Source organism: Salinisphaera sp. T31B1 (genome assembly GCF_040361275.1).
Taxonomy (GTDB): Bacteria; Pseudomonadota; Gammaproteobacteria; order Nevskiales; family Salinisphaeraceae; genus Salinisphaera.
Window position 1 is genome coordinate 1 of the sequence record NZ_APNH01000005.1, and the last position, 22,011, is coordinate 22,011.

19 protein-coding genes are annotated in these 22,011 nt (G+C 63.4%); 15 read left to right on the top strand and 4 right to left on the bottom strand.

The window, feature by feature from the left end:
• Nucleotides 1-181 precede the first annotated feature (181 nt).
• Nucleotides 182-1,801, bottom strand: coding sequence for an electron transfer flavoprotein-ubiquinone oxidoreductase (locus tag T31B1_RS16855; RefSeq protein ID WP_353250703.1), 1,620 nt, complete (start codon nucleotides 1,799-1,801; stop codon nucleotides 182-184).
• 307 nt (nucleotides 1,802-2,108) lie between these two features.
• Nucleotides 2,109-2,900, bottom strand: a complete 792-nt coding sequence (locus tag T31B1_RS16860) for an SDR family NAD(P)-dependent oxidoreductase (protein WP_353250704.1) — start codon at nucleotides 2,898-2,900, stop codon at nucleotides 2,109-2,111.
• Nucleotides 2,901-3,620: 720 nt separating this feature from the next.
• Between T31B1_RS16860 and T31B1_RS16865 the strand changes: the two genes are divergently transcribed.
• The 11 genes from T31B1_RS16865 (at nucleotide 3,621) to T31B1_RS16915 (ending at nucleotide 15,507) form a co-directional block, all read left to right on the top strand.
• Nucleotides 3,621-4,484: a branched-chain amino acid ABC transporter permease gene (locus T31B1_RS16865; protein ID WP_353250705.1), complete on the top strand. Its 864-nt coding sequence runs from the start codon at nucleotides 3,621-3,623 to the stop codon at nucleotides 4,482-4,484.
• Nucleotides 4,484-5,524 (top strand): branched-chain amino acid ABC transporter permease, encoded by a 1,041-nt coding sequence (locus T31B1_RS16870; RefSeq protein ID WP_353250706.1) that lies wholly within the window; start codon nucleotides 4,484-4,486, stop codon nucleotides 5,522-5,524. The genes T31B1_RS16865 and T31B1_RS16870 overlap by 1 nt, the downstream gene beginning before the upstream one ends.
• Complete coding sequence (locus T31B1_RS16875) at nucleotides 5,517-6,284, top strand: ABC transporter ATP-binding protein (RefSeq protein ID WP_353250707.1); 768 nt, start codon at nucleotides 5,517-5,519, stop codon at nucleotides 6,282-6,284. Before T31B1_RS16870 ends, T31B1_RS16875 begins: the two co-directional genes overlap by 8 nt.
• Entirely contained in the window at nucleotides 6,271-6,978 is a 708-nt protein-coding gene (locus T31B1_RS16880) for an ABC transporter ATP-binding protein (protein WP_353250708.1), read from the top strand. Before T31B1_RS16875 ends, T31B1_RS16880 begins: the two co-directional genes overlap by 14 nt.
• Nucleotides 6,979-7,042: 64 nt before the next feature.
• Entirely contained in the window at nucleotides 7,043-8,218 is a 1,176-nt protein-coding gene (locus T31B1_RS16885; protein WP_353250709.1) for an ABC transporter substrate-binding protein, read from the top strand.
• Between the two features lie 72 nt (nucleotides 8,219-8,290).
• On the top strand, nucleotides 8,291-9,322 hold the full coding sequence (gene curA / locus T31B1_RS16890) for an NADPH-dependent curcumin/dihydrocurcumin reductase (RefSeq protein WP_353250710.1): 1,032 nt from the start codon (nucleotides 8,291-8,293) through the stop codon (nucleotides 9,320-9,322).
• A 15-nt stretch (nucleotides 9,323-9,337) separates the two neighbouring features.
• On the top strand, nucleotides 9,338-10,807 hold the full coding sequence (locus tag T31B1_RS16895; RefSeq protein ID WP_353250711.1) for a DHA2 family efflux MFS transporter permease subunit: 1,470 nt from the start codon (nucleotides 9,338-9,340) through the stop codon (nucleotides 10,805-10,807).
• A 592-nt stretch (nucleotides 10,808-11,399) separates the two neighbouring features.
• Entirely contained in the window at nucleotides 11,400-12,788 is a 1,389-nt protein-coding gene (locus T31B1_RS16900) for a hypothetical protein (RefSeq protein ID WP_353250712.1), read from the top strand.
• A gap of 37 nt (nucleotides 12,789-12,825) precedes the next feature.
• Nucleotides 12,826-13,851: a hypothetical protein gene (locus T31B1_RS16905; protein WP_353250713.1), complete on the top strand. Its 1,026-nt coding sequence runs from the start codon at nucleotides 12,826-12,828 to the stop codon at nucleotides 13,849-13,851.
• Between the two features lie 354 nt (nucleotides 13,852-14,205).
• Nucleotides 14,206-15,009: an IclR family transcriptional regulator gene (locus tag T31B1_RS16910; RefSeq protein WP_353250714.1), complete on the top strand. Its 804-nt coding sequence runs from the start codon at nucleotides 14,206-14,208 to the stop codon at nucleotides 15,007-15,009.
• A gap of 42 nt (nucleotides 15,010-15,051) precedes the next feature.
• Nucleotides 15,052-15,507 carry a PaaI family thioesterase gene (locus T31B1_RS16915; protein WP_353250715.1) on the top strand — a complete coding sequence of 152 codons (456 nt, stop codon included), beginning with the start codon at nucleotides 15,052-15,054 and terminating at the stop codon, nucleotides 15,505-15,507.
• A 25-nt stretch (nucleotides 15,508-15,532) separates the two neighbouring features.
• Here T31B1_RS16915 and T31B1_RS16920 read toward each other — a convergent pair whose 3' ends face one another.
• Both T31B1_RS16920 and T31B1_RS16925 read right to left on the bottom strand, forming a co-directional pair.
• On the bottom strand, nucleotides 15,533-16,027 hold the full coding sequence (locus T31B1_RS16920) for a MaoC family dehydratase (RefSeq protein WP_353250716.1): 495 nt from the start codon (nucleotides 16,025-16,027) through the stop codon (nucleotides 15,533-15,535).
• A 23-nt stretch (nucleotides 16,028-16,050) separates the two neighbouring features.
• Nucleotides 16,051-17,187 (bottom strand): TAXI family TRAP transporter solute-binding subunit, encoded by a 1,137-nt coding sequence (locus T31B1_RS16925; protein WP_353250717.1) that lies wholly within the window; start codon nucleotides 17,185-17,187, stop codon nucleotides 16,051-16,053.
• Nucleotides 17,188-17,801: 614 nt separating this feature from the next.
• Between T31B1_RS16925 and T31B1_RS16930 the strand changes: the two genes are divergently transcribed.
• The 4 genes from T31B1_RS16930 to surE all read left to right on the top strand — a co-directional run bounded on the left by T31B1_RS16930 (nucleotide 17,802) and on the right by surE (nucleotide 22,010).
• Nucleotides 17,802-19,019, top strand: a complete 1,218-nt coding sequence (locus T31B1_RS16930) for an acyl-CoA dehydrogenase family protein (protein WP_353250718.1) — start codon at nucleotides 17,802-17,804, stop codon at nucleotides 19,017-19,019.
• A 129-nt stretch (nucleotides 19,020-19,148) separates the two neighbouring features.
• Nucleotides 19,149-19,913, top strand: coding sequence for an SDR family NAD(P)-dependent oxidoreductase (locus T31B1_RS16935; RefSeq protein WP_353250719.1), 765 nt, complete (start codon nucleotides 19,149-19,151; stop codon nucleotides 19,911-19,913).
• A gap of 2 nt (nucleotides 19,914-19,915) precedes the next feature.
• Nucleotides 19,916-20,998, top strand: coding sequence for a phosphotransferase family protein (locus tag T31B1_RS16940; RefSeq protein WP_353250720.1), 1,083 nt, complete (start codon nucleotides 19,916-19,918; stop codon nucleotides 20,996-20,998).
• A gap of 199 nt (nucleotides 20,999-21,197) precedes the next feature.
• Complete coding sequence (gene surE / locus T31B1_RS16945; protein WP_353250721.1) at nucleotides 21,198-22,010, top strand: 5'/3'-nucleotidase SurE; 813 nt, start codon at nucleotides 21,198-21,200, stop codon at nucleotides 22,008-22,010.
• Nucleotide 22,011 lies beyond the last annotated feature (1 nt).

Below are 22,011 nucleotides of genomic sequence, written 5' to 3' on the forward strand. Positions count from 1 at the left end.
CACGTTGTAGTCGATCGCGCGCTTGATGCTCACAAGTACTTTCATAGCCACCTTTTATTCGTGATGGACCGGTTGCGATCGAGCTCGCCCACCGGTGCGTGATTCAAAGATGCAAGGCCGGATCGAGCAATCGTACACTGTATACCGAACGCCTGCATCTCGCCTCCATGGCCTCCCGCCGCTACATATTGTAGTAGTTGGGGCCGGCCCCGCCTTCCGGCGTCACCCAGTTGATGATCTGATACGGATCCTTAATGTCGCAGGTCTTGCAGTGGACACAGTTGGCTGCATTGATCTTGAGTTCCTGCTCGCCGGCTTCGTTGTCGACCATCTCATAGACATTGGCCGGGCAGAACCGGGTACAGGGATTGCCGTACTCTTCGGTACAGCGCGTGGTGCAGATATCCGGCTCGAGAATCTGCAGGTGGACGGGCTGATCCTCGTCGTGTTCGGTCTGGGCGAAATATACCGAGGCGAGCCGGTCGCGGGGCGGCAGATCCCGCTTCACATAGCCCTGCGCTTCGTCCGGCGTCTGGTCTTCGAGTTCGCTGAGTTTCTTGGTCGCGCGCCAGTCGGCGTGGTTGTGCAGTGTCCAGGGCGACTTGCCGGCCACGACGGTTTCCCAGCCGGCGTTCATCAGCCCGACCCATTTGCCCTTGAAGAAACCGGGTCGGATGTTGCGCACCTTCTTGAGCTCGGCGCCCACGCTGGACGCGCGCAGTGCGGCATCATAGCCGTCGACCTTGCCGGTCTCGATGACGTGATCGGCGGCGATCATGCCGCTCTTCATGGCGGTATGGATACCCTTGATCTTGGGTACGTTCAAAGTGCCCCCGGCATCGCCGACGATTACCGCGCCGGGCATTTCCAGCTTGGGTAGCGACTGCCAGCCGCCTTCGACCAAGGCCCGCGCGCCGGCCGAGACGATCTCGCCGCCTTCGAGCAGCGGCTTGATCTTGGGATGCTGTTTGAGCTGCTGGAACGCCTCGAACGGCTTGAAGCGCGGGTCTTCATAATCGAGCCCGACCACGAAGCCGATGGCGATGCGATTGTCATCCAGGTGATAGATGAAGCTGCCGCCGTAGGTGTCGTTGGACAGCGGCCAGCCGATCGTGTGCTGGATCAACCCGGGCTTGCACTGGCCTTCAGGAACCTTCCAGAGTTCTTTCAGACCGATGCCGTAGGTCTGCGGATCGCAGTCCTTGTCCAGCTCGAATTTCTTGATCAGCTGCTTGGTGCAGTTGCCGCGACAGCCCTCGGCAAAGATCGTGATCGGTGCGTGGATTTCGATGCCGGGCGTGTAGCCATCCTTGGGATTGCCCTGACGGTCGAGCCCCATATCGGGCGTACGCACACCCTTGACCGCGCCGTTTTCGTCGAAGACGGCCTCGGCAGCGGAAAAGCCGGGATAAATCTCGACCCCGAGCGCCTCGGCCTTCGGCGCCATCCAGCTCATCATGTTGGCCAGCGAGACGATCACGTTGCCGTGGTTGTTCTGCTGCGGCGGTGTGGGCATCTTGGTGGCGCCATCGGCCTTGAGCATCCAGAACTCGTCGTCGGCCGCGTTTACGCAGATCGACGGCGGATCGTCACGCCAATCGGGAATGAGCTCGTCCAGCGGGCCGGTTTCGATGACCGCGCCGGCCAGGTTCTGCGCACCGACTTCGGATGCCTTTTCCAGCACACAGACGTTGCGCTCCGGATCCTTTTGCTTGATCCGCATCGCCGCCGACAGGCCCGCCGGGCCCGCACCGACGACGATCACGTCGTACTCCATTACATCGCGTTCTTGTTCAGTCATCGTGTTAAATGCTCGTCGCTAGAGAAAATGGCACCGATCAAATCGACGACACTTTAACGCCACCGGAGCGCGGGCGCGTCCGGAATACCGCGCATCGTTCAAAATGAAACGCCATTTTACGTTTTCGGCTTGTGCAATGCACGTATGCCGCCGTTACTGGCTCCGGGGAATCGTCTCGCGGTATCGATGCCCGATCACTCTATGCGATTCGCGGAGTAAATGAACAAACGATAATTCATGCCAGCCCAACCTTAGTTACTGCCGGACCGGACGAGCAGATGCCCGAAGCTGTCTGCCGGGTCGCCAGCTATACCTTCATCCCCGGCATGTTCAGCGAACTGCTGTTGCCGCCGTCGACCGGTAAGATCTGACCGGTGATATAGCTGGCATCGTCGCTAGCCAGAAACGCGATGGCCGCGGCGATCTCTTCCGGGCGGCCATAGCGCCCCAGCTCGCATCGGTTTCCGAGTTTGTGAGTCTTGTCATGGGCTTCGGCGTAGTCGAACACGCGCTGGGTCATGCCCGTCCGCACGAGGCCCGGGCAGACCGCGTTCACGCGGATGTTGTAGCTGCCCAGGTCGCAGGCGCTGGTCTGGGTGAGATTGATGATCGCGGCTTTCGATGCACTGTAGGCATTGCCGCCGGCGCCGGAGCGCAGGCCTGCCACCGAGGCCGTGTTGACGATCGCACCGCGACCAGCGCCGCACATCACGCGCGCCACCGCGCGGGTCAGATACATCGTACCCAGCAGATTGACATCCACGACGTCGCGCCAGGTCTGGCTGTCGTTGTCGGTTATCGGCGAGTAATCGCCGCCGGCCACGCCGGCGTTGTTGCACAGCACGTCGATACGTCCGTGTCGTTCCACCAGTTGGGCAACCAGTGCGGCGATGGCCTGTTCGTCGCGGACATCGACGCCGTGTCGCTCGTGTGTCGTGCCGGCCACAGGCAGGCCAGTGAACACATCGGCCAGTGCCTCGGTATTGCGATCGACCGCGATCACGGTCGCGCCCTCCTCGGCGAATCGTGCCACGCAGGCACGGCCGATACCGCTTGCCGCGCCGGTGACGATGACGCTGCGCTCGGAAAATCTCTGCACTGTGTTGCTCCCCGTTTTATCCGGATTCTACCGCTCGCGCGCGGGGCGTCAATTGACGGCGAAATAGGGTTTCGCACGGGCGTTGCGCAATTCGAATCCAGCAATCGCTGCGCGCCGGCCGGCACACGTCTCGGCCTGTCTCCACGGGTTAGACATTGGTCGAGGTTCGCGGTTTAGCAGCCACCCGCCGAAAAACGCATGTTGGACCCCGCGACATCCGCGCGTTCGGGGGCGAATGCGATGCACTCGATGGGGTTCATCCGACAGCACCGGTGCCCGCGATTGTCGCGCCAGCGTGGTCTTAAGACGTTTTGAATGATCGTTAATTATCGGTAATCAAAAGAGAAATTTATGGATCGAGTCCGCCGGGTTTGATGGTTCATTCAAATGAAACGAGATTTCAAAATCCTATTGACGGGTATGGGGCGGCGTGGCAGCGTTGACGGCAACGAAAGAACAGGCGGCGAGGACAACCGGCGCAGATCGGGCCGTCCGCGACCGACCACGGATCGATGGAGGAGATCTGAGATGGCAAAGCGTCATGCCGCCGTGTGCGTGTGTGCAAACGGTTCATCCAGGCCGGTGGGCCGGCTCGACACGTCGGCCGGGGCCGATGTTGCCGCGCACGCCGTTCGATGTATTCCGGTCTCCGGCGAGCGCCATGTTCATGGCGATGTCGTCGCGACGGCCGGCTAGCCCGCCCGTCGAGGAGAATACGTCTTGGAACTGTTCCTTCAGCAGGTGCTCAACGGCCTGACGCTCGGCAGTATCTATGGCCTGGTTGCCCTCGGCCTGACGCTCGTCTACGGCATTCTGCACGTCCCCAATTTCGCCCATGGCGCGCTGTACATGATCGGTGCGTACGTAGCGTATTTCGCCATGGTCGATATCGGCCTGAACTACTGGGTGGCGATGGTGGTCGCAGCGGCGGTCGTGGCCATGGTGTCGGTCGTCTGTGAGCGGCTGGTATTCCACCCGCTGCGCAACGCTCCGCCCATCCACGACAAGATCGCGGCGATCGGCATATTGCTGTTTTTCGAAGCGGTGGTGCAGATGGTCTGGGGGGCTGATTTCCGGCGTCTGCCGACGCCTTATACGGAGATCTTCCATTTCGCCGGGCTGACGCTGCCGGCCCAGCGATTGCTGATCATCGTCGGCGCGTTTTCGCTGATGGCCGGGCTGCATCTCTATCTGAAGAAGACCATGACCGGATCGACCATCATCGCCATGGCGCAGAACCGGGAGGGGGCCTTTCTGGTGGGCATCGACGCCAACCGCGTGGCGATGATGACGTTCGCCATCGCCGGCGCGTTGGCCGCAATCGCGGCCACGCTGTTCGCGCCGATCAACCTGGTCTATCCCGCCATGGGCAATCTGGTGCTGCTCAAGGCGTTCGTGATCATCATCCTGGGCGGCATGGGCAGTATTCCGGGGGCGATCATCGGCGGGCTGATCATCGGCTTTTCCGAAGCGCTCGGGGGGTTCTATCTGTCCAACGACTATAAGGACCTGATCGCCTTCGGTTTGCTGGTGGCCATACTCTCGATCAAGCCCACCGGACTGTTCACGCGGGGGGTGCGCTGATGAACGCCGTCACGAACTTCCTGACCAGTTCGGCGATGCGCTGGCTGCTGCTGGGCCTGGCGATCGTCTATCCGTTCGTTGCCCCGGGCGAATACCAGATCTATGTGATGGCGATGGCCTTCGTGTGGGCGATCGCGGTCTACGGCATGAACATCATCACCGGTTACTGCGGGCAGCTGAATCTGGCCCATGGCGGCTTCTTTGCCATCGGCGCCTACACGGTGGCGATTCTCACCGTGGACCATGCCTGGCTGTTCTGGCCGGCCTTTATGGCCGCCGGCGTGGCCGGTGCCGTGTTCGGGCTCGTGGTCGGCCTGATCTCGCTGCGCTTGAAAGAACACTACTTCGCGATCTTCACGCTGTGCGTGGGTTTCATCATCTATATCCTGATCGAGAAATGGGGGGCGCTGACCCACGGCACCCTGGGGATCATCAACATCGCGCCGCCGGAAGGCTTCGGCGTATTCGATTTCGCCCGCACGCTGGATTTCTACTATCTCGTGCTCGGTTTTCTGGTGGTCGCGGTCTGGCTGACGCGGCGCATCTCTGAATCCTTGCTGGGTCGCACCTTCCGGGCGATCCGTATCAGCGACGACCTGGCCGCCTCGCTGGGCATCAATCTCATGCGCAACAAGGTGCTGGCCTTCGTGCTGTCGACCATCTATGCGGCGCTCGCGGGTGCGCTCTATGCCGGGGTCGTACGCTTCATCGGCCCGGCCGAAGCCGACATCCTGCATACCTTCGACATGATCGCCTATCTTCTGGTCGGCGGGATCGGCACGCTCATGGGCCCGATCGTCGGCACGCTCATCATCACCTGGGCGACCCAGTGGCTGCAGTCGTTCGAGGAGTACCGGATGATCATTTTCGGGCCGATGCTCGTCCTGCTCGTGATCTTCTTCCCCAAGGGTATCGTGGGCAGCTTCCTGGCGTGGCGCGCTCGGCGCGCGGCACGCCGGGCAACCGTGCCGGCGCGCTCGTCGCCGGTCTCCACAGCCCGGAGCACCCCGCGCGCCTCGGAGGGCCGGGATCATGCTTAAAATCGAATCGCTGACCAAACGATTCGGCGGGTTGGCGGCGGTCAACGATGTCAGCATCGAGTTCGGCGCCCACCAGATCAATGCCATCATCGGGCCCAACGGAGCGGGTAAGACGACCTTTTTCAATCTGGTCGCCGGTGCGATGGCGCCGTCGGCCGGACGTATCGAGTTCAAGGGCACCGATATCGCGGGCCTGGCGCCCGACCGGATCGCCCGGCTGGGCATCGCACGCACGTTCCAGACGACCATGCTGTTCGAGGAGTCGACCGTGCTCGACAACCTCATCGTCGGTCATCGTCTGCGGACCGAAGCCCGTCTGTGGGATGTGATCGTCAACTCCAAACGGCTTCGCCGCGACGAAAAACGCTGCCGGGACAAGGCCGAACAGACACTCGAATTCGTAGGCCTGTCGCATCTTGGCCAGCGGTATATCGCCGATACGAGCCAGGAGGAGCGCAAACGGGTGGCGTTCGCACTGGCGCTGGCCACCGATCCGGAGCTGGTCCTGCTCGACGAGCCGGCCGGCGGCATCAATCCGGAAGAAACCGACAGCCTGGCGGCGATGATTCGCAAGATGGTCGACCACGGCATCACCGTATGTCTGATCGAACACAAGATGGACATGATCATGGCACTGGCCGATCAGATCCTGGTGCTGGATCACGGCGAGATGATCGCCGCCGGCACGCCGGAGCAGATACGCCGTGATCCGGTGGTCATCGAAGCCTACCTCGGGAGCGATGAAGATGCTGACGCTTGAGAATGTCGACGCCCGATACGACAGTTTCAAGGCGCTGGACGGCGTATCCATGGAGATCGCCGCCGGCGAACTGGTTGTGCTGCTGGGCGCCAACGGCGCCGGCAAAACCACTCTGTTCAACACCATCAGCGGCCTGCTCAAGCCGGCGGCCGGCCATATCCGGGTCGATGGCCGCGAGGTGACCGGTGCGCGCCCGTCGGCGTTGGTCCAGGCCGGTGTGGTGCAGTGTCCGGAAGGCCGTAAGCTGTTCCCGGACATGTCGGTGGCCAAGAACCTCATGCTCGGTGGCTATGTTCATCGCCGCGACCGGGCGGGCATGAAACGCACGCTCGAACATGTACTGGCCATGTTCCCGATTCTCGAGGAGAAGAAGGACGAAGCGGCCGGCTCGCTGTCTGGTGGCCAGCAGCAGATGGTGTCACTCGGCCGGGCCCTGATGGGCCGGCCGAAGTTGTTGCTGCTCGACGAACCTTCGCTAGGCCTGGCGCCGCTGGTGGTCAAGCAGGTCTTTGCCACCGTCAGCGAAATCAATCGCGAGGGCACCACCGTGCTGCTCGCCGAACAGAACGCATTCGCCGCACTCAAGATCGCAACCCGTGCCTATGTCATCGAAAACGGCCGCCTGGTCATGTCCGGCGATCGTGACGAAATGCTGGGCAACGAAGCGGTGCGGCGTGCCTATATCGGTGCCTGAAGGCCACCGGGCTGCGGTAGGACACATTACGTCACGACAAAAACCGAGAAGGGGAGACACGATCATGAAGCTCAACCGAATCATCCGCCGGGCAATCGGTGTAGGTGCGGTCACCGCCGTCCTTGGCCTGGGCACGGCCGGTCTCGCGCAGGCCGCCGAGGTGAATATCGGCTTCACCGGCCCGCTGTCCGGCGGCGCCGCGTTGTATGGCCAGAATACGCTCGAGGGGCTCAAGATGGCGGCCGCCGAGATCAACGAGGCGGGCGGTATCGAAGTCGACGGACAGTCCTACGATATCAATCTGGTCTCTCTGGACGACAAGTACGCACCCAGCCAGTCGGCGGTCAATGGCAAACGGCTGGTTCAGCAATACCACGCGCCGGTGGTGTTCGTGCCGCATTCGGGGGGCACATTCGCGCTGCAGGCGTTCAACCAGCGCGACAACTTCCTGGTGATGTCCTATACCTCGATCCCGTCGGTGACCGAGAAGGGCAACAAGCTCACGGTCAAGATTCCGCCCAATTTCACCGACTACATCAAGCCGTTCGTGAATATCGAGATGCAGCGCTTCGGCAAGAAACTGGCCGTGGCCAACGCCACGCACGACTACGCCAAATACTGGACCAAGGCGTTCGTGCCGGCCTGGGAAGCCGCTGGCGGCGAAGTTGTGGCCAGCAACCCGATGGACTACAACAAGTCGGCGGATTTCTATACCGGCGTGAGCAAGGTGCTGGCTGCCGATCCCGACGTACTGTTCGTCGGCGGTGCCTCCGAGCCGACCGGCCTGGTGGTGCGCCAGGCCCGCGAATTGGGCTTTGAGGGTGGTTTCGTGATCATGGATCAGGCCAAGATCGATGAGGTCGCGCAGGTCGCCGGCGGCATGGATGCGGTCGAGGGCGCGGTCGGTGTAACGCCACTGGCCGAATCCACCAATCCCGGTGCGCCGATTTTCGTGAAGAAGTTCAAGGCCGACCACGACGGTCTGCCGACCTCGGAGACCGCTTACAACTACTTCGCGCTGCATCTGATCGCCCGCGCAATGCAGGCGGCTGGCAGCGTCGACGATCCGAAGGCGATCCGAGCGGCGATCCCCGAGGCGCTGGCCGATCTGCCGATCGAACAAAATCCGTACGACGTGAAGAAAATCACCGACTCCGGCAATCTGGCGGTCGACGTCGAGATCGCCGAAGTCGTCGACGGCAAGATCGAGCTCAAGCGAAAATCCGATATCGACGAATAGACACCGCGATCGCCGATCCACCACGCCGGGGCGCCTTGAGCGCCCCTTTTCGATGCCACGAGGCCAGAGCCTATGACCATGAACCGACAGATCATCCTTGCCGAACGTCCGGACGGCATGCCCGACGCCACGCACCTGCCGCTGCGCGAAGCCGCCATGCCGAAGCCGCAGGACGGGCAGGTGCTGGTGCGTACGATCTACCTGTCTCTGGACCCGTACATGCGCGGTCGTATGAGTGCAGCCAAGTCCTATGCGGCCAGCGTCGAGGTGGGGGCCGTGATGGAAGGCCAGACCGTCGGCCAGGTGGTGGCTTCACGCCATCCTGAGTTCGCCGAGGACGATTTCGTGCTTGCGCCGGGCGGCTGGCAGGCCTACGCGGCGGTGGCCGGCAAAACGCTACGCAAGCTGGATCCGGCTGTGGCCCCGATCAGCACCGCGGTGGGTGTGCTCGGCATGCCCGGCTTCACGGCGTATGCCGGGCTCGAGGAGATCGGCAAGCCGCAGGCCGGCGAAACCGTGGTCGTATCCGCGGCGGCCGGCGCGGTCGGCCAGGTGGTGGGCCAGATCGCGCGTATCAAGGGGTGTCGTGTGGTGGGTGTCGCCGGCGCCGACGACAAATGCCGGCATGTGGTCGAGACCTATGGCTTCGATGCCTGCGTGAATTACAAGGACGACGATTTCGCCGAGCAGTTGGCCGCTGCCTGTCCGGACGGAGTGGACGTCTATTGGGAGAACGTCGGCGGCAAGGTGTTCACCACCGTGCTCGATCTGTTCAACGATTTCGCCCGGATTCCGGTATGCGGACGGATCGCCCATTACAATGACAGCGGCGCGCCGGACGGGCCCGATCGTCTGCCTGGGCTGATGGGCCGGATCCTGGTCAAGCGTCTGTTGTTCAAGGGCTTCATCCAGTTCGACTATCGTCATCGGCAGCCCGATTTCGTGCAGGACATGGGTGCCTGGGTACGCGACGGCAAAGTGCGTTATCAGGAAGATATCGTCGACGGGCTGGAGCACGCCGTCGATGCGTTTCAAGGCCTGTTGTCCGGCCGCAACCGCGGCAAACTGCTGGTTCGCGTCGGTGACGATCCCACCCGCAACTGATCCGGGTCGCATGTGATGCGCGACCGCCGATACGCGCCGCCGACGCTCGACACACTGTTCGAGCGCTTCGGGTCGCGCTATCGCTGGTATGTCACCACCACCGTCATGCTGGGCACTTTCTCGGTGATCCTGGCCTCGACGATCATCAACGTCGCCGTACCGGCGATCATGCAGGAGTTCGCGGTCGCCCAGGACCAGGTCCACTGGCTGGCGACCGGTTTTCTAGCGGCGATGACGGTCGGCATGCTCCTCAATGCATGGGCCGTGTCGCGGTTCGGCTCGCGCGGGGCCTTCGCGATCGCGATGACATGTTTCATCGCCGCCTCGATCGTGGGCGGGTCGAGCACGCAGTTCGGTGTGCTCGTCGCTGCGCGCGTGCTTCAAGGGCTGATGGCCGGTATGATCCAGCCGCATGCGCTGGTGGCGGTGTTCCAGGTGTTTCCGGTGGCGCGCCGCGGCCAGGCGATGGGCATCTACGGCATGGGCGTGGTGCTCGGCCCGGCCATCGCGCCGGCGCTGGGCGGGATTCTGGTCGATGCGGTGTCTTGGCGTGCGACCTTCTTCGTGGTGATTCCGGCCTGTCTGCTGGCGACCGGCATGGCGTGGTGTTTCCTGCCGGGCCGGCATCGGCGCAATACGCCCCGGCCCGATCTGCCGGGGTTGGTTCTGTTGAGCGCCACGCTGGTGACCTCGCTATGGGCTTTGGCCTCTGTGCATCGGCGCGGCCTGACTGATCCGGTACTGTGGGCAGCCCTGACCGGCGGTGCCCTGTTGGCGGCGTTATTCGTCGGATGGCAACGACGCGCGGACAATCCGTTGTTCGAGTTCGCGGTGTTTCGGGAGCCGGGCTTCGGTGCGAGCTTTCTGCTGTCGATGGCCATGGGAGCCGGCCTGTTCGCCAGTACCTACCTCACGCCGCTTTATTTTCAGCAGGTGGCCGGAATGAGTGCGTCCGCTGCGGGGCTGACCCTGGTCCCCGCGGGGCTGGCCATGGCCTTCATCTTCCCGATCGCCGGGCATCTGACCGACCGAGCACCGGTCGCGCGCGTCATCGCGGCCGGCATGCTGCTATTCGTGGCCAGCCTCGTGCTGCTGTGTCTGGCCGGCCCGACGACCGCTGGATTGTGGCTGATCCTGTGGAGTGCACTCGGGCGGTTGGGGATCGGGCTCATGATGCCGCCGGTGACCACCGCCGGCCTGTCGCTGCTCGGGCCTGCGCTGCTGGATCGTGGCTCGGGCATCATCAACTTCGCGCGCCAGATCGGCGGGGCGATCGGGATCAACCTGTGTGCCGTGATTGCCCAATATGCCAGCGATTTCCATGCGATGGGCCCGGGCTACCGCGTGGAAAGCGTGGACGCTTTCGAGGCCGGCTTCGACAGCGCGTTTGCGGCGCTCGCGCTCGCCTTCGTACTCGCCGCATGGGCGCTGTACCGCATGCAGGCGGCACTGCGTGTGCAAGGTGCTCATTCGGCCGGCCACTGACGCCCGGCGACGGTCTCCGCCGTGTCGCTCTGTTCGAACGGCGGTGGCCTGCCCCGTGGCGTCGGTCTGGCAACCGATGCCGCATCTTCAGCGCATACGACGGATCGAGTCAGCGGGTAATCGTGGGCTTGCCGGTCGATGTATGGGACGCACATACGAGCGGGCGCATACATTCAAACAGCAGGCCGTTGGCGGGTCGAATTAGACCAATGTCGTATGATCGGACAAGACCAGCGGAAGACGATATATTTAAAATAAAATCAAATGCTTGTGTTAAATAGCGAGACCTTGACACGGGTATTCGTTATGCATGGATGTCGTTTGCTTGGCCGGTGCTATTAAATGGCTTGCCAAGAAAAATGAAATCCCGTATCAAAATAACGGCGCGCCTTCGCGGCGACGCGACAGGGGATTGAAATATAACGCTGGTTACGTTTGGAGGCTGCTTTGGCAGCCGCCCGTGCCGCGCCAGCACGCACGACGGCCGTACTCCGATAATCGCGAATCTTGCCCAGCCGGAAACGATATAACCGGGCTGGTCCGGCCGCGGGTTGTGCAGGCGACAACGATAATAATTCTGGGAGGAGTTGGGATGTCGAACAATCAAACGCCGTGGTGTGCCACGAGCGGCCGTCGAACCGTGTCCTGTGCGGCGAGCCTCGTGGCCGCTCTGGCCACGAGCACGCTCACCCTGTTTTCGGCCAATGCGCTGGCCATGAAGACCGATTTCAATATCGACTACCGGGCGACCGGCTTCTATGCCGAGTCCGACTCATTCGACACCAACGATGAAAGCAATGCCGGCAGCGACACCGGCTTTGCCCAGTACCTGCGCCTGGGCGCGGATTTCAAGCACGAAGAGACGGGGGTCGAGGTCCATACCCGGCTGGAGCTGGCCGGTGACCGCTGGTCCGGCGACAACCGTGACTACACCACGACCGCGGATCGCGCGTTCAATCCCAGCAACCGGGGCGATAATGTTCGTCTGGACATCGGTTTCGTACAGGTTCCGCTGGGCAAGACCCTGCTTCGGGTGGGGCGGCAGGAATCCAACTGGAACAACTGTTTTCTGGTCTGCGACGACCGTCGGGACCGTATCTTCGTTGCACGCAGTTTCGGCAAGGTGAGTGCGTTCATCGGCTATGACCGGCGCAACGACGATACCTCCTTCGCCTCGATCGACAACGGAGATCAGTTCTTTCCGGGCTTCGTCACGCCGATCTTCGATACCGGTTTTACCGGCGGCTTTCTGTTCCTGTACTACCTCGACAACTATCAGGGCAGCATTGCGGACTACCCGCTACTGGCACAGGGCAGCCAGCCCTACGTGCTCGACAACGCCAAGGCGATTTCGCCGTACGTGACCGGCAAGATCGGCCCGTTCCAGATCGAGACCGGCTTCAACTACTTCGATGGCAGCCACGTAAGCAGCCCCACGCCCGAGGACGGTGATTATTTCACCGACGCAGGCTGGTCGGAGTATTTCCGTATCGGCACCGAGTTCGATCGCTACGAGGCCCGCTTCCAGTACGTGGGCGCGCAGGATGGTGGCCTGATCTCCTCGGGTTTCGATACCTATTCGAGCCTGATCAACTCCAACCCGGAGTCCACGGCCAATCCGACCAGTGTCTATAACATGGGCGGTTTTCTCGGGCGCAAGGGTTTCGACCAGTCGCTCTATATTGCTAACCTGACGGCCGACATCACGCCCAAGCTCACGTTCGGCGGCTCGGTCGGGCTGCTCGATATCGATGTGGGTGACAGCCTCGGCGGTGGCAGCGACTCCAGCATGGTCTACGATGTCGAACTGAGCTATCAGTACAACGCGGTCTTCCGTACCTGGGCGACCCTCGGATTGCTGGAGAAGAACGATGTCGGCGCGCTCACCGGCAACTCGTTGCTCGGTGCGACGCCGAACGGCGGTGCGTTCGCCGAAGATGATGTGATGGCCGGCAGCGTCAATATCGGCGTCAAGTTCTGAACACGTCTGGCGCGCCCGGATATTCAAGGAGAGGTTCGTGAAACGCTTGGTCAACGCCCGCCATCTCGCGATACCGGCCGTCTGTCTGGCCGCGGTCGTATCCGGCTGTGCTGTGCAGGGCGGTCCGGTGACCGAGGACGGCGACGACTTCGCCATGATCGACTCGGACGCGGCGTTCGGCTACCAGCAGACCGATTGGAGTCAACCCTTCTGGGAACGCTGGATTGCCGAAGCCCGTTCGGGACGGCCGGCCGAGCAGGCCGACGGTCGCTCGTCGCGGGCTGCGCCGGCCATCGCCGATACCGGGGCGCCGTCGGCCTCCGCGTCGGCCGGAACGGCCGGTGTGTCGGCCTCGACCGCCTCCGCAGTCGGCGCGTCGTCGGCGCTGCGGCCGGCCATCGCCGTCATCGTGGATCCGGACGATCGGAACGACCCGGCTGCTTATGAGCTGGTTTCACGTATTCGCCAGCGGGCGGCCAGTCGTGGCATGACGGTGATCGCTTCTGAGATCGTCTACGACGCCATCGCGGGCAGCCAGCCTTGCCGCCAGGCCGATGCCCGGGCCTGTCTCCAGACGCTGGCAGTCTATCCCGGTGTGCGCCTGCTCATCCGTGCGAGCGTGGAAGACAGCAAGGACGGCGAATTCGCTACCTTGTCCACCCGGATGATCGACACCGATTTCGGCATGGAATACGAGCCTCGGGCGGTGAAATGGCGACCGGGGGCGGGCGACGACGTATCCGTGCCCGTCGAGCGTCTGCTCGATGCCGCCCAGGCCCGGCTCGAAGTCGCGCCCTGGTTCACCCATGTGTTTCAGAACAGCGGGGATGCGTTCTACCTGAGCGCGGGCTCTGCCGCAGGATTGCAGGTCGGCGACGAACTCACCGTCCACGACGAGGGCACGCTGATCCGTATGGGCGGGGGGCAGAGTGCGGTCTGGCAGCCCGGTGAGGGAGTCGGCCGCGTTCGGGTCGAACAGTTCCTGGGTGATCGCGTGGCGATTGCGCGTCTGGTGAGCGGCCGTGCGCCGACGCCGGCCGATCGTCTGACGCGCGCGCGTTGACGGCGCACGGGCGGGCTGTACGCTCTCCACGGCGCGCGTTCCATGATGCTATTCCGTTATGTGGAATGCGACAGGCGCGCACGCGGGTCACGCACGCGTCCCCGTCAGAGGTTGCTTTAGTCGGTAATTGTCTTTTAAAAACAGTACGGTTTTTGTTTGAGCCGGCAAGTTTTCCGACGTCAGGGCCGATGCCGTGCGGTCAGGCGAGTGGCCTCCGGCGCGAAAAATGCCTACTGTTCCGCATCGCAGTCGTCCAGTGACCGCAGCTCGTTTGTACGACAGCGTTGAAAAAGCGGTATTGCCCGATCAGAGCGTGGATGCCGTGATCGGAAATTTGTCGGGAGCAGCATGTCCATGCGCAAGACGCAGTTGAAAACGGGGACGAAGGCCAAGGGCCATAATTTCGTCACCGCCCTGGCGCGCGGGCTGGAGCTGCTGCGCTGTTTCGGCGATGCGTCGGAGTATCTCGGCAACGCGGAGCTTGCGCTGCGCACCGATATCCCGCGTCCGACGGTCTCCCGATTGACCGCGACGCTGACCCAGTTGGGTTATCTGATCTATATGCCGCAGCTGGAAAAATACCGGCTCGGGCCACGGGTGCTGGATCTCGGCTATCGATATCTGGCCAGTGAAGGCGTGGGCAGTATCGCGCGCCCGTTCATGCAGGAGCTCGCCGATGCGACCGACTGCATGATCGCACTCGGCGTGCCGGAAGGCAGTCAGATCACCTATACGCAAACCTGCCAGGGGCCGGGGCCACTGATCCTGCGCCTGCAGGTCGGCTCCCGGGTGCCGATGGCGCACTCTGCCATGGGCCGCTCCTTCCTGGCGGCCACCCCGCCGGCACAGCGCAAGCCGTATTACGAGCTCATCGAAGCCGACAATCCGAGCGATTGGCCGGCAATCCGCGAGTCGCTCGAGCAGGCCTATGCCGATTATGCCCAGTACGGCTTCTGCATGACCGTCGGTGAGTGGAGCCGCGATATCAGCGGCGTCGGAGTGCCGCTGGTGCTTGAAAACGGCCAGCGTGTCGTGTCTTTCAACTGTGGCGGGGCGGCCTTGCGATTGACCCGTGAGGTGATGGTGGAAAACCTAGGGCCGCGCTTGAAGGCGGTGGTGGATCAGGTGCGCGAGCTCGTGGTCGGCGGCGGGGCGTAAACCGTATACACTGGGCGGTTGATCCGATTCACCGCTGTTTTCATGACCCAATTGTCAATGGCCCAGGCCACCGCGAAGTACGATCGAGGGTTCGCGATCGTGCTCGGATTCGAGTTTCTGGAATGGGGCCCGGAACGCGCCGTCATCGGCATGCAGGTACGGCCCGAGCACCTGAATCTGGCCGGCATCACCCATGGCGGCATCCTCGCCTCGCTGCTGGATATCGCCGGATCGGCGGCCGGCAGCTACTGCCCGTACCCGGATCGGATTCGCAAAGTGGTCACCCTGTCGATGACCACAACCTATACCGGCCAGGCCGGGGTCGGCTATATCCGCGCCATTGCCCGTCGCCGGGCAGGCGGTCGCCGGATCTTCAATGCCAGTGTGGATATCTTGGCCGATGACGATCGGCTGCTGGCCATGGGCGAAGGAACCTTCCGTTTCCGCACCGGAAGCGAAGGTCCGGAAGGCGTGCCGTTCGAGTCCGACGCGGCCTGAGCCCGAACGGTAGCGCGCCGAAGCCCTAGACCACGGGCCGCATGCGCACGAGATACCGCTGCTGGCCCTCGAGCACGATCACGCCGTGCTGATTGTGGATCTGTGAGGCCATGGTCAATACGCCGGTCGTCCGCTGGGGCACCCGTTGGGCGACTGTCAGCGTCGGATAGAGCGTATCGCCGAGATACACCGGGGCCGCGAAGCGTGAGGACTGGTCCAGAAACGCGATCAGGGAATCGCTGACTTCATGCGGAAACCGTCCAGCACCGGCGGCCGTGAAGCACAGAACCTGCAGGCCGTGGGCGAGCAGGTCGGGATGCCCATGGGCGCGACAGAACGGCGCATCGTAGTGAATCGGATGGTTGTCGCCGGACAATGCCTGGAACGCCGCGAACTGGGCGTCGGTCACAGTACGGCTAGGCAGGATATAGCGCTCTCCGATCTCGAAATCCTCGAACCAGCGCTGACGGGTCATTCGATGATGTCGCGGATCGAAATCCGGATCGCGTGCGCCTGCCATGGCCGTACCGGTGTGCGTGAATATCAGAGCGAATCGATGACCTGGCGACGCTTGGCCTGCCAGGCCTGGGCGAATGCGTCGTCCGGTTCGTCACCGTGGGTGTCCATGGTCTGCTGCCATGCCTCCCGCAGCGCGTTGAGACGCCGCAGACGCTTGTCCTGCCAGGCCTGATCGTCCGCGTTCCAGATGCCCTTTTCTCTCAGGTAGCGGATCGCACCCGGGTGAAAAGGTGCCCCCATCGGCGCATGGCCGGATTTGTCCAGAGCCCAGCGTGGCATGGCTGCGGTGACGTTGCGATAAATATCGAATGTCTCGTCCAGGCCTTTGATTACCTGGTACACATAGTCTTCGCTTTCGTCGGCACGCACCACGATCTGGGGGTAGCGATAGCCCATCAGCTCGACCGGATGGTCGGCCGATACGCCGGCGCCCACGGTCTCGGTATAGGGGCTGGCATAGGGTGCCATTTTCTGCACGCGTGCCCAGGCAGCGGTGTCGCTTGCCGGCATTTGTGGCCAGTGGATGCCGCGCGGGGATTCGGCCAGCTCGTACATCAGGCTCGGTGTGGTCAGCGTGCAGGTGGCATCGGCCTTATCCTGCTTGAGTGCGCTCATGGCCGCCGTGTACGTGGGAAACATCACGATCTTCACGTCGCTGCGATCCAGTCCGGCGAACGCGAGCACGGCGTCGCATTTGACGTTGACCGACGGATTACCGGCCACATAAGCCAGGCGTTTGCCCGCCACGTCGGCGATGGTGTCGATATGCGCATCGGCGGCGGTCGGCATACCGAAGGCAGCGACCTTGCCGGCTACGACACGCAGGTCCTGAGGACCCCAGCGTTTTTCCGAGAAATCGACGATACCCTCGGTGGCAAAGAAGGTGCCCGTCGACAGAAAGCCGAGATTGGCGCGCTCGGAAACCAGCGGCTGAAGCCGGCCGATCGCGGTGCTTGAGGGCTGGATTCGGATACGGGTGCCATATTTGCGTCCGAACGCATCCGCAATCGCCGAGGCATTCGCATACCCGGCCGAGCCGACGTTGTAGGCCGTCCATACCATCGAGTCGGGCATGGCGTTGTTATCGTCGGCCGCGCAGACGGCCAGGCTCGTGGCCGCCACGGCGGCGCACACGAACGACTTGATCAGACGTGATCTCATGAATCTCCTCGGTTTCGCTTGACGGGTCATTGCCGGGTATCGAGCGTCATAGCGCGCTCTCGGTCCATGGGACACCGGCGACCGACTGTATACCGTAGCCGAACGGCCTCGGCAATGCGGTGCGCAAACCCCGACGCCCGGGTTTGTTCGCACTCACGCCCGTGACAGGGCGTACATCGAGGTCCACCGGGCGATCCGGTGCACGACGCCCGCGTCGGCGTGTGCGACCTATGTCGCATACGCTGGGACGACGCGACGGGTCGTGTCGCGCAACCCCCCGCGCCGGCGCGCCAACCGTGCTCTGACGGTTGTCCAGCGCGCTTGCCACGGCACGGTTCGAACCGGACGAGTAATGGCCGCAGCCGTTGGGCCGGCAGCGATCGACGCGCAGGACCCGCACATCACAGCTTGCCTGCGGCGCGCGTGACCGGCGCCGAAACGTTGATAAATCGAACGTTCGTTCGGCAGCCGCTGTGGAACTGCATTTCGAAAATTGACGGTCCTAGGAAGCTGTGTCAGGTTCATCGCCACAGCGGATGGACCGCCCGAGCCGCGAACCACACGGCCGTCTCGTCCTTCGCTCGCCGAGCCCCGTTTACAACGAAGGAGATCCCATGCAGGCGCTATCCGATCGTGCCCAGGAACTGCGCGCCCAGCTGCTCGCATTCATGGATGCCCATGTATATCCCGCCGAAGCGGAATATGCCCGTCAGCAGGCCGAGTCGTCCGATCGATGGACGCCGCCGGCGATTCTCGACGAGCTCAAGGCCAAGGCCAAGGCGCAGGGGTTGTGGAACCTGTTCCTGCCGGAGAGCGAGTACGGTGCCGGGCTGTCGAATCACGACTATGCCCAGCTTTGCGAGATCATGGGCCGCTCCTCGATTGCGCCGATCGTGTTCAATTGCAGCGCGCCGGATACCGGCAACATGGAAGTGCTCACCCGCTACGGTAGTCGGGAGCAGCAGCGGCAGTGGCTCCAGCCGCTGCTCGACGGCGAGATCCGGTCCTGCTTTTCGATGACCGAACCCGACGTGGCCTCATCGGATGCCACCAATATCCGGACCGAGATCAAGCGCGACGGGGACGAATACGTCATCAACGGGCGCAAGTGGTGGTCGTCGGGTGCCATGGCCAGTAATTGCAAGATCGCCATCGTCATGGGCAAGACCGATCCGTCCGCGGCCAAGCACCAGCAGCAGTCGATGATTCTGGTGCCCTTAGACACGCCCGGCGTGGAGATCGAACGCGCGCTGCATGTGTTCGGCTACGATCATGCGCCCAAGGGCCATGCCGAGATCCACTACAACAATGTGCGCGTGCCCGCAGCCAACCTGATCCTCGGGGAAGGGCGCGGCTTCGAGATCGCTCAGGGCCGACTCGGACCGGGCCGGATTCATCACTGCATGCGTACGATCGGCCTGGCCGAGCGTGCACTCGAGGCGATGTGTGCACGCGCCGACGAGCGCGAGGCCTTCGGCCGCAAGCTCTCCGAGTTCGACTCCATCCGCAAGGATATTGCGCGTTCGCGTATCGAAATCGATCAGGCACGGCTGATGACCCTCAAGGCCGCCCGCATGATGGACGAGGTCGGCAATAAACAGGCACGCCAGGAAATCGCGATGATCAAGGTCATCGCCCCCGAGATGGCGCTGCGGGTCATCGACCGAGCCATTCAGGTCCACGGCGCGATGGGCGTCTGTCAGGACAGCTTCCTGGCCTCGGCCTGGGCGGGCGTACGAACGCTGCGTCTAGCCGACGGGCCTGACGAGGTGCACCTGGACACCATCGCCAAGCTGGAGATGCGCCGTCAGCGCAACGAACGCGGCGAGTAGCGCTCCGATTGCGGCCGGCAGCCAGCAGGCCCCGTACTTGGCGCCACCCCGGCTTTCGGGGCGGCGCGCATTCGACAACACCTACCCCGCGTCGTGCCCAGCGTGCGCCGCGGGTAACAGGAGACAATCATGGCGAATCTGTTCGACCTGACCGGCAAGGTCGCGGTCATCACCGGCTCCAGCCGCGGTATCGGCCGGGCGATCGCCCATCAGATGGCCGCACATGGCGCCAAGATCGTGGTGTCCAGCCGCAAGCAGGACGCCTGCGAAACGGTGGCTGACGAGCTCAGGAAGAGCGGCGCCGATGCGATCGCCATCGCCTGCCATGTCGGCAAGAAAGCCGACCTGCAGAATTTGGTGGACAGCGCGACCGAGCATTATGGGCGTATCGATATCCTGGTCTGCAACGCGGCGACCAACCCGGTCTACGGACCGCTGTCGGAAATGCCCGACGAGGCGTGGGACAAGATTCTGGAGACCAACGTCCGCGGCACCTTCTGGCTGTGCAACATGGTGCTGCCCGGCATGGCGGCTAACGGCGGCGGCAACGTGGTCGTGCTGTCGTCGATCGCCGGTATTCGCGGCAATCCGGTCATCGGCACCTACGGCGTATCCAAGGCGGCCGAAGCCGCACTGGCACGCAATCTGGCCGTCGAGTGGGGGCCGAAGAACATTCGCGTGAACGCCATCGCGCCCGGTCTGGTACGCACCGACTTCGCCAAGGCGCTGGTGGACGATCCCGAACGGCTGGCGCAGGCCGAGCAGCGAACCCCGGTGCGCCGGATCGGCGAGCCGGACGACATTGCCGGCGTGGCGGTGTTTCTGGCCAGTCAGGCGGGCGCGTATGTCACGGGTCAAACCCTGGTCGCCGACGGCGGCGAAACCATCTGCTGATCATGGCTGACGTCAGTTACAGCGGCGCACCGGAGATCGTGGATATCCGGTCTGCGCATCGTATCGATCTCGACGCCCTGGCCGCCCATCTGGCACGCCACGACCTGCTCGACGGCACGTTGAGCGTGCGTCAGTTCCAGGGCGGTCAGTCGAACCCGACCTACTTCTTGGAGACAGGCACCGGCGAGCGTCAGCGGCGCTACGTATTGCGCAAGCAGCCACCCGGCGAAATCCTGCCCTCGGCGCACCGCATCGATCGCGAATACAGGGTCATGTCCGCTCTGGCCAACGCCCCGGATGTGCCGGTGCCGACCATGCGGCTGTACTGCGACGACGCCGACGTCATCGGCACGCCGTTCTATGTGATGGACTACGTGGCCGGGCGGGTGTTCAGCGCGCCGGCCCTGCCGGCGCTGGCCGCGTCCGATCGACGGCGCGTGTATCACGCGCTGGTCGATACGATGGCCGCACTGCATGCTGTCGACGTGGAAGCGGCGGGGCTGACGACCTTCGGTCGGCCGAACGGCTATGTCGAACGCCAGATCGAGCGTTGGCGTAGCCAGTACGAGGCTTCCGCTCAGGCGACCGATCCGGCCATGGATCAGCTTGGGCAATGGCTGGGCGATCATATTCCGGCCGACACGCGGCCCGCGATCGCGCACGGCGATTTTCGTATCGGCAATCTGCTTCTGGCCCCCGACCTGTCCAACGTGGCCGCAATTCTGGACTGGGAGCTGGCCACCATCGGTCATCCGATCGCAGATCTGGCCTATGCGTGCATGCCGTATTATCTGCCGCACGGCGTGGCCGGCGTGAAGGGCATTGACGGGCTGGATCTGGCTGCGCACGGCATTCCAGACGAAGCCTCTCAGCTGTCCCGCTATTGTCAGCAACGCGGTATTCCAGCCATCGACGACTGGCCGGTATTCGTCGCGTTCGCCCTGTATCGGACCGCCGCGATCCTGCAGGGGGTGTATGCGCGCGCGTTGCAGGGCAATGCCAGCAACGCCGATGCGCTACAGGTCGGCGAGCGCGCCGGCCTGATCGCCGAGCGTGGCTGGGCCGTGGCGCAACGCTTCGATTGAACATGCCGCGCCAGAGCCGGGCCGGTATCGGCTCGGGTGGCGCTCAAGCACTGACCTGTGCGTGTGTGCCCGGGGCTGGTTCCAGTTGTCGGGCATACCGCCTGTCTTATGCTGAGGCCTGATATGGAACACCATTGTCTAACCCTGGCCCGCAACCGCCGGGCCTAACGGCGGCCGACGCCGTGAGCCGGAGTATTGAATGGAACGTCTGAAACGTGTGCTGGTAACCAACGACGACGGCATCGATGCGCCGGGGTTGAAGATCGCCGAGGCGATCGCGGCCGAGCTGGCCGATGACGTCGTCACGATCGCCCCGCTGGGCGACCAGAGCGGCGTGGGCCAAGGTATTTCGATGCATAACCCGCTGCGGCTGAGTCGCTACGGCGACAACCGCTATGCCGTGACCGGTACGCCGGCGGACTGCGTGATGTACGCAATGGCCGAGTTTTTCACCGACACGCCGCCGGATCTTGTGCTCTCGGGCGTCAACTGGGGGGCCAACCTGTCCGACTCGGTCATGTACTCGGGCACGGTGGGCGCGGTGCTGGCCGCCAATCATCTGGGCCTGGATGCCATCGCTCTGAGCCAGGCGTTTCATCGCCGGGACGCGGTGGATTTCAGCGTGACCTCGGCGTATGCGGCCAATGCGATCGAGTGGCTCTGGGCGGAGCGAACGCGGTTCGGCTGTTGCTGGAACATCAATTTCCCGATGATCGAGCCCGAGGCGGTGGCCGGGCTGAGATTCACCCGACAGGTCGGCGGGTCGATCCGCGCCCCGCATCTTATCGAAGGCGCGGACGGACGCGGGCTGGCCTATCACTGGCTGAGTTTCCAGCGCGATACCGGCGCGGTGGTGGATGTCGACGCCGATGTGGTGGCGCTACGCGACGGGTTCGTCTCGGCCATGCCGCTTCATGGCACCCGCTGCAACGAAGCGATGCTGTCCGAACTGGCCGGCGCCGAGCCGATGACGCTGAACACGGGCAAGCGCGCTCAAGGGGCGACCGGGTAAT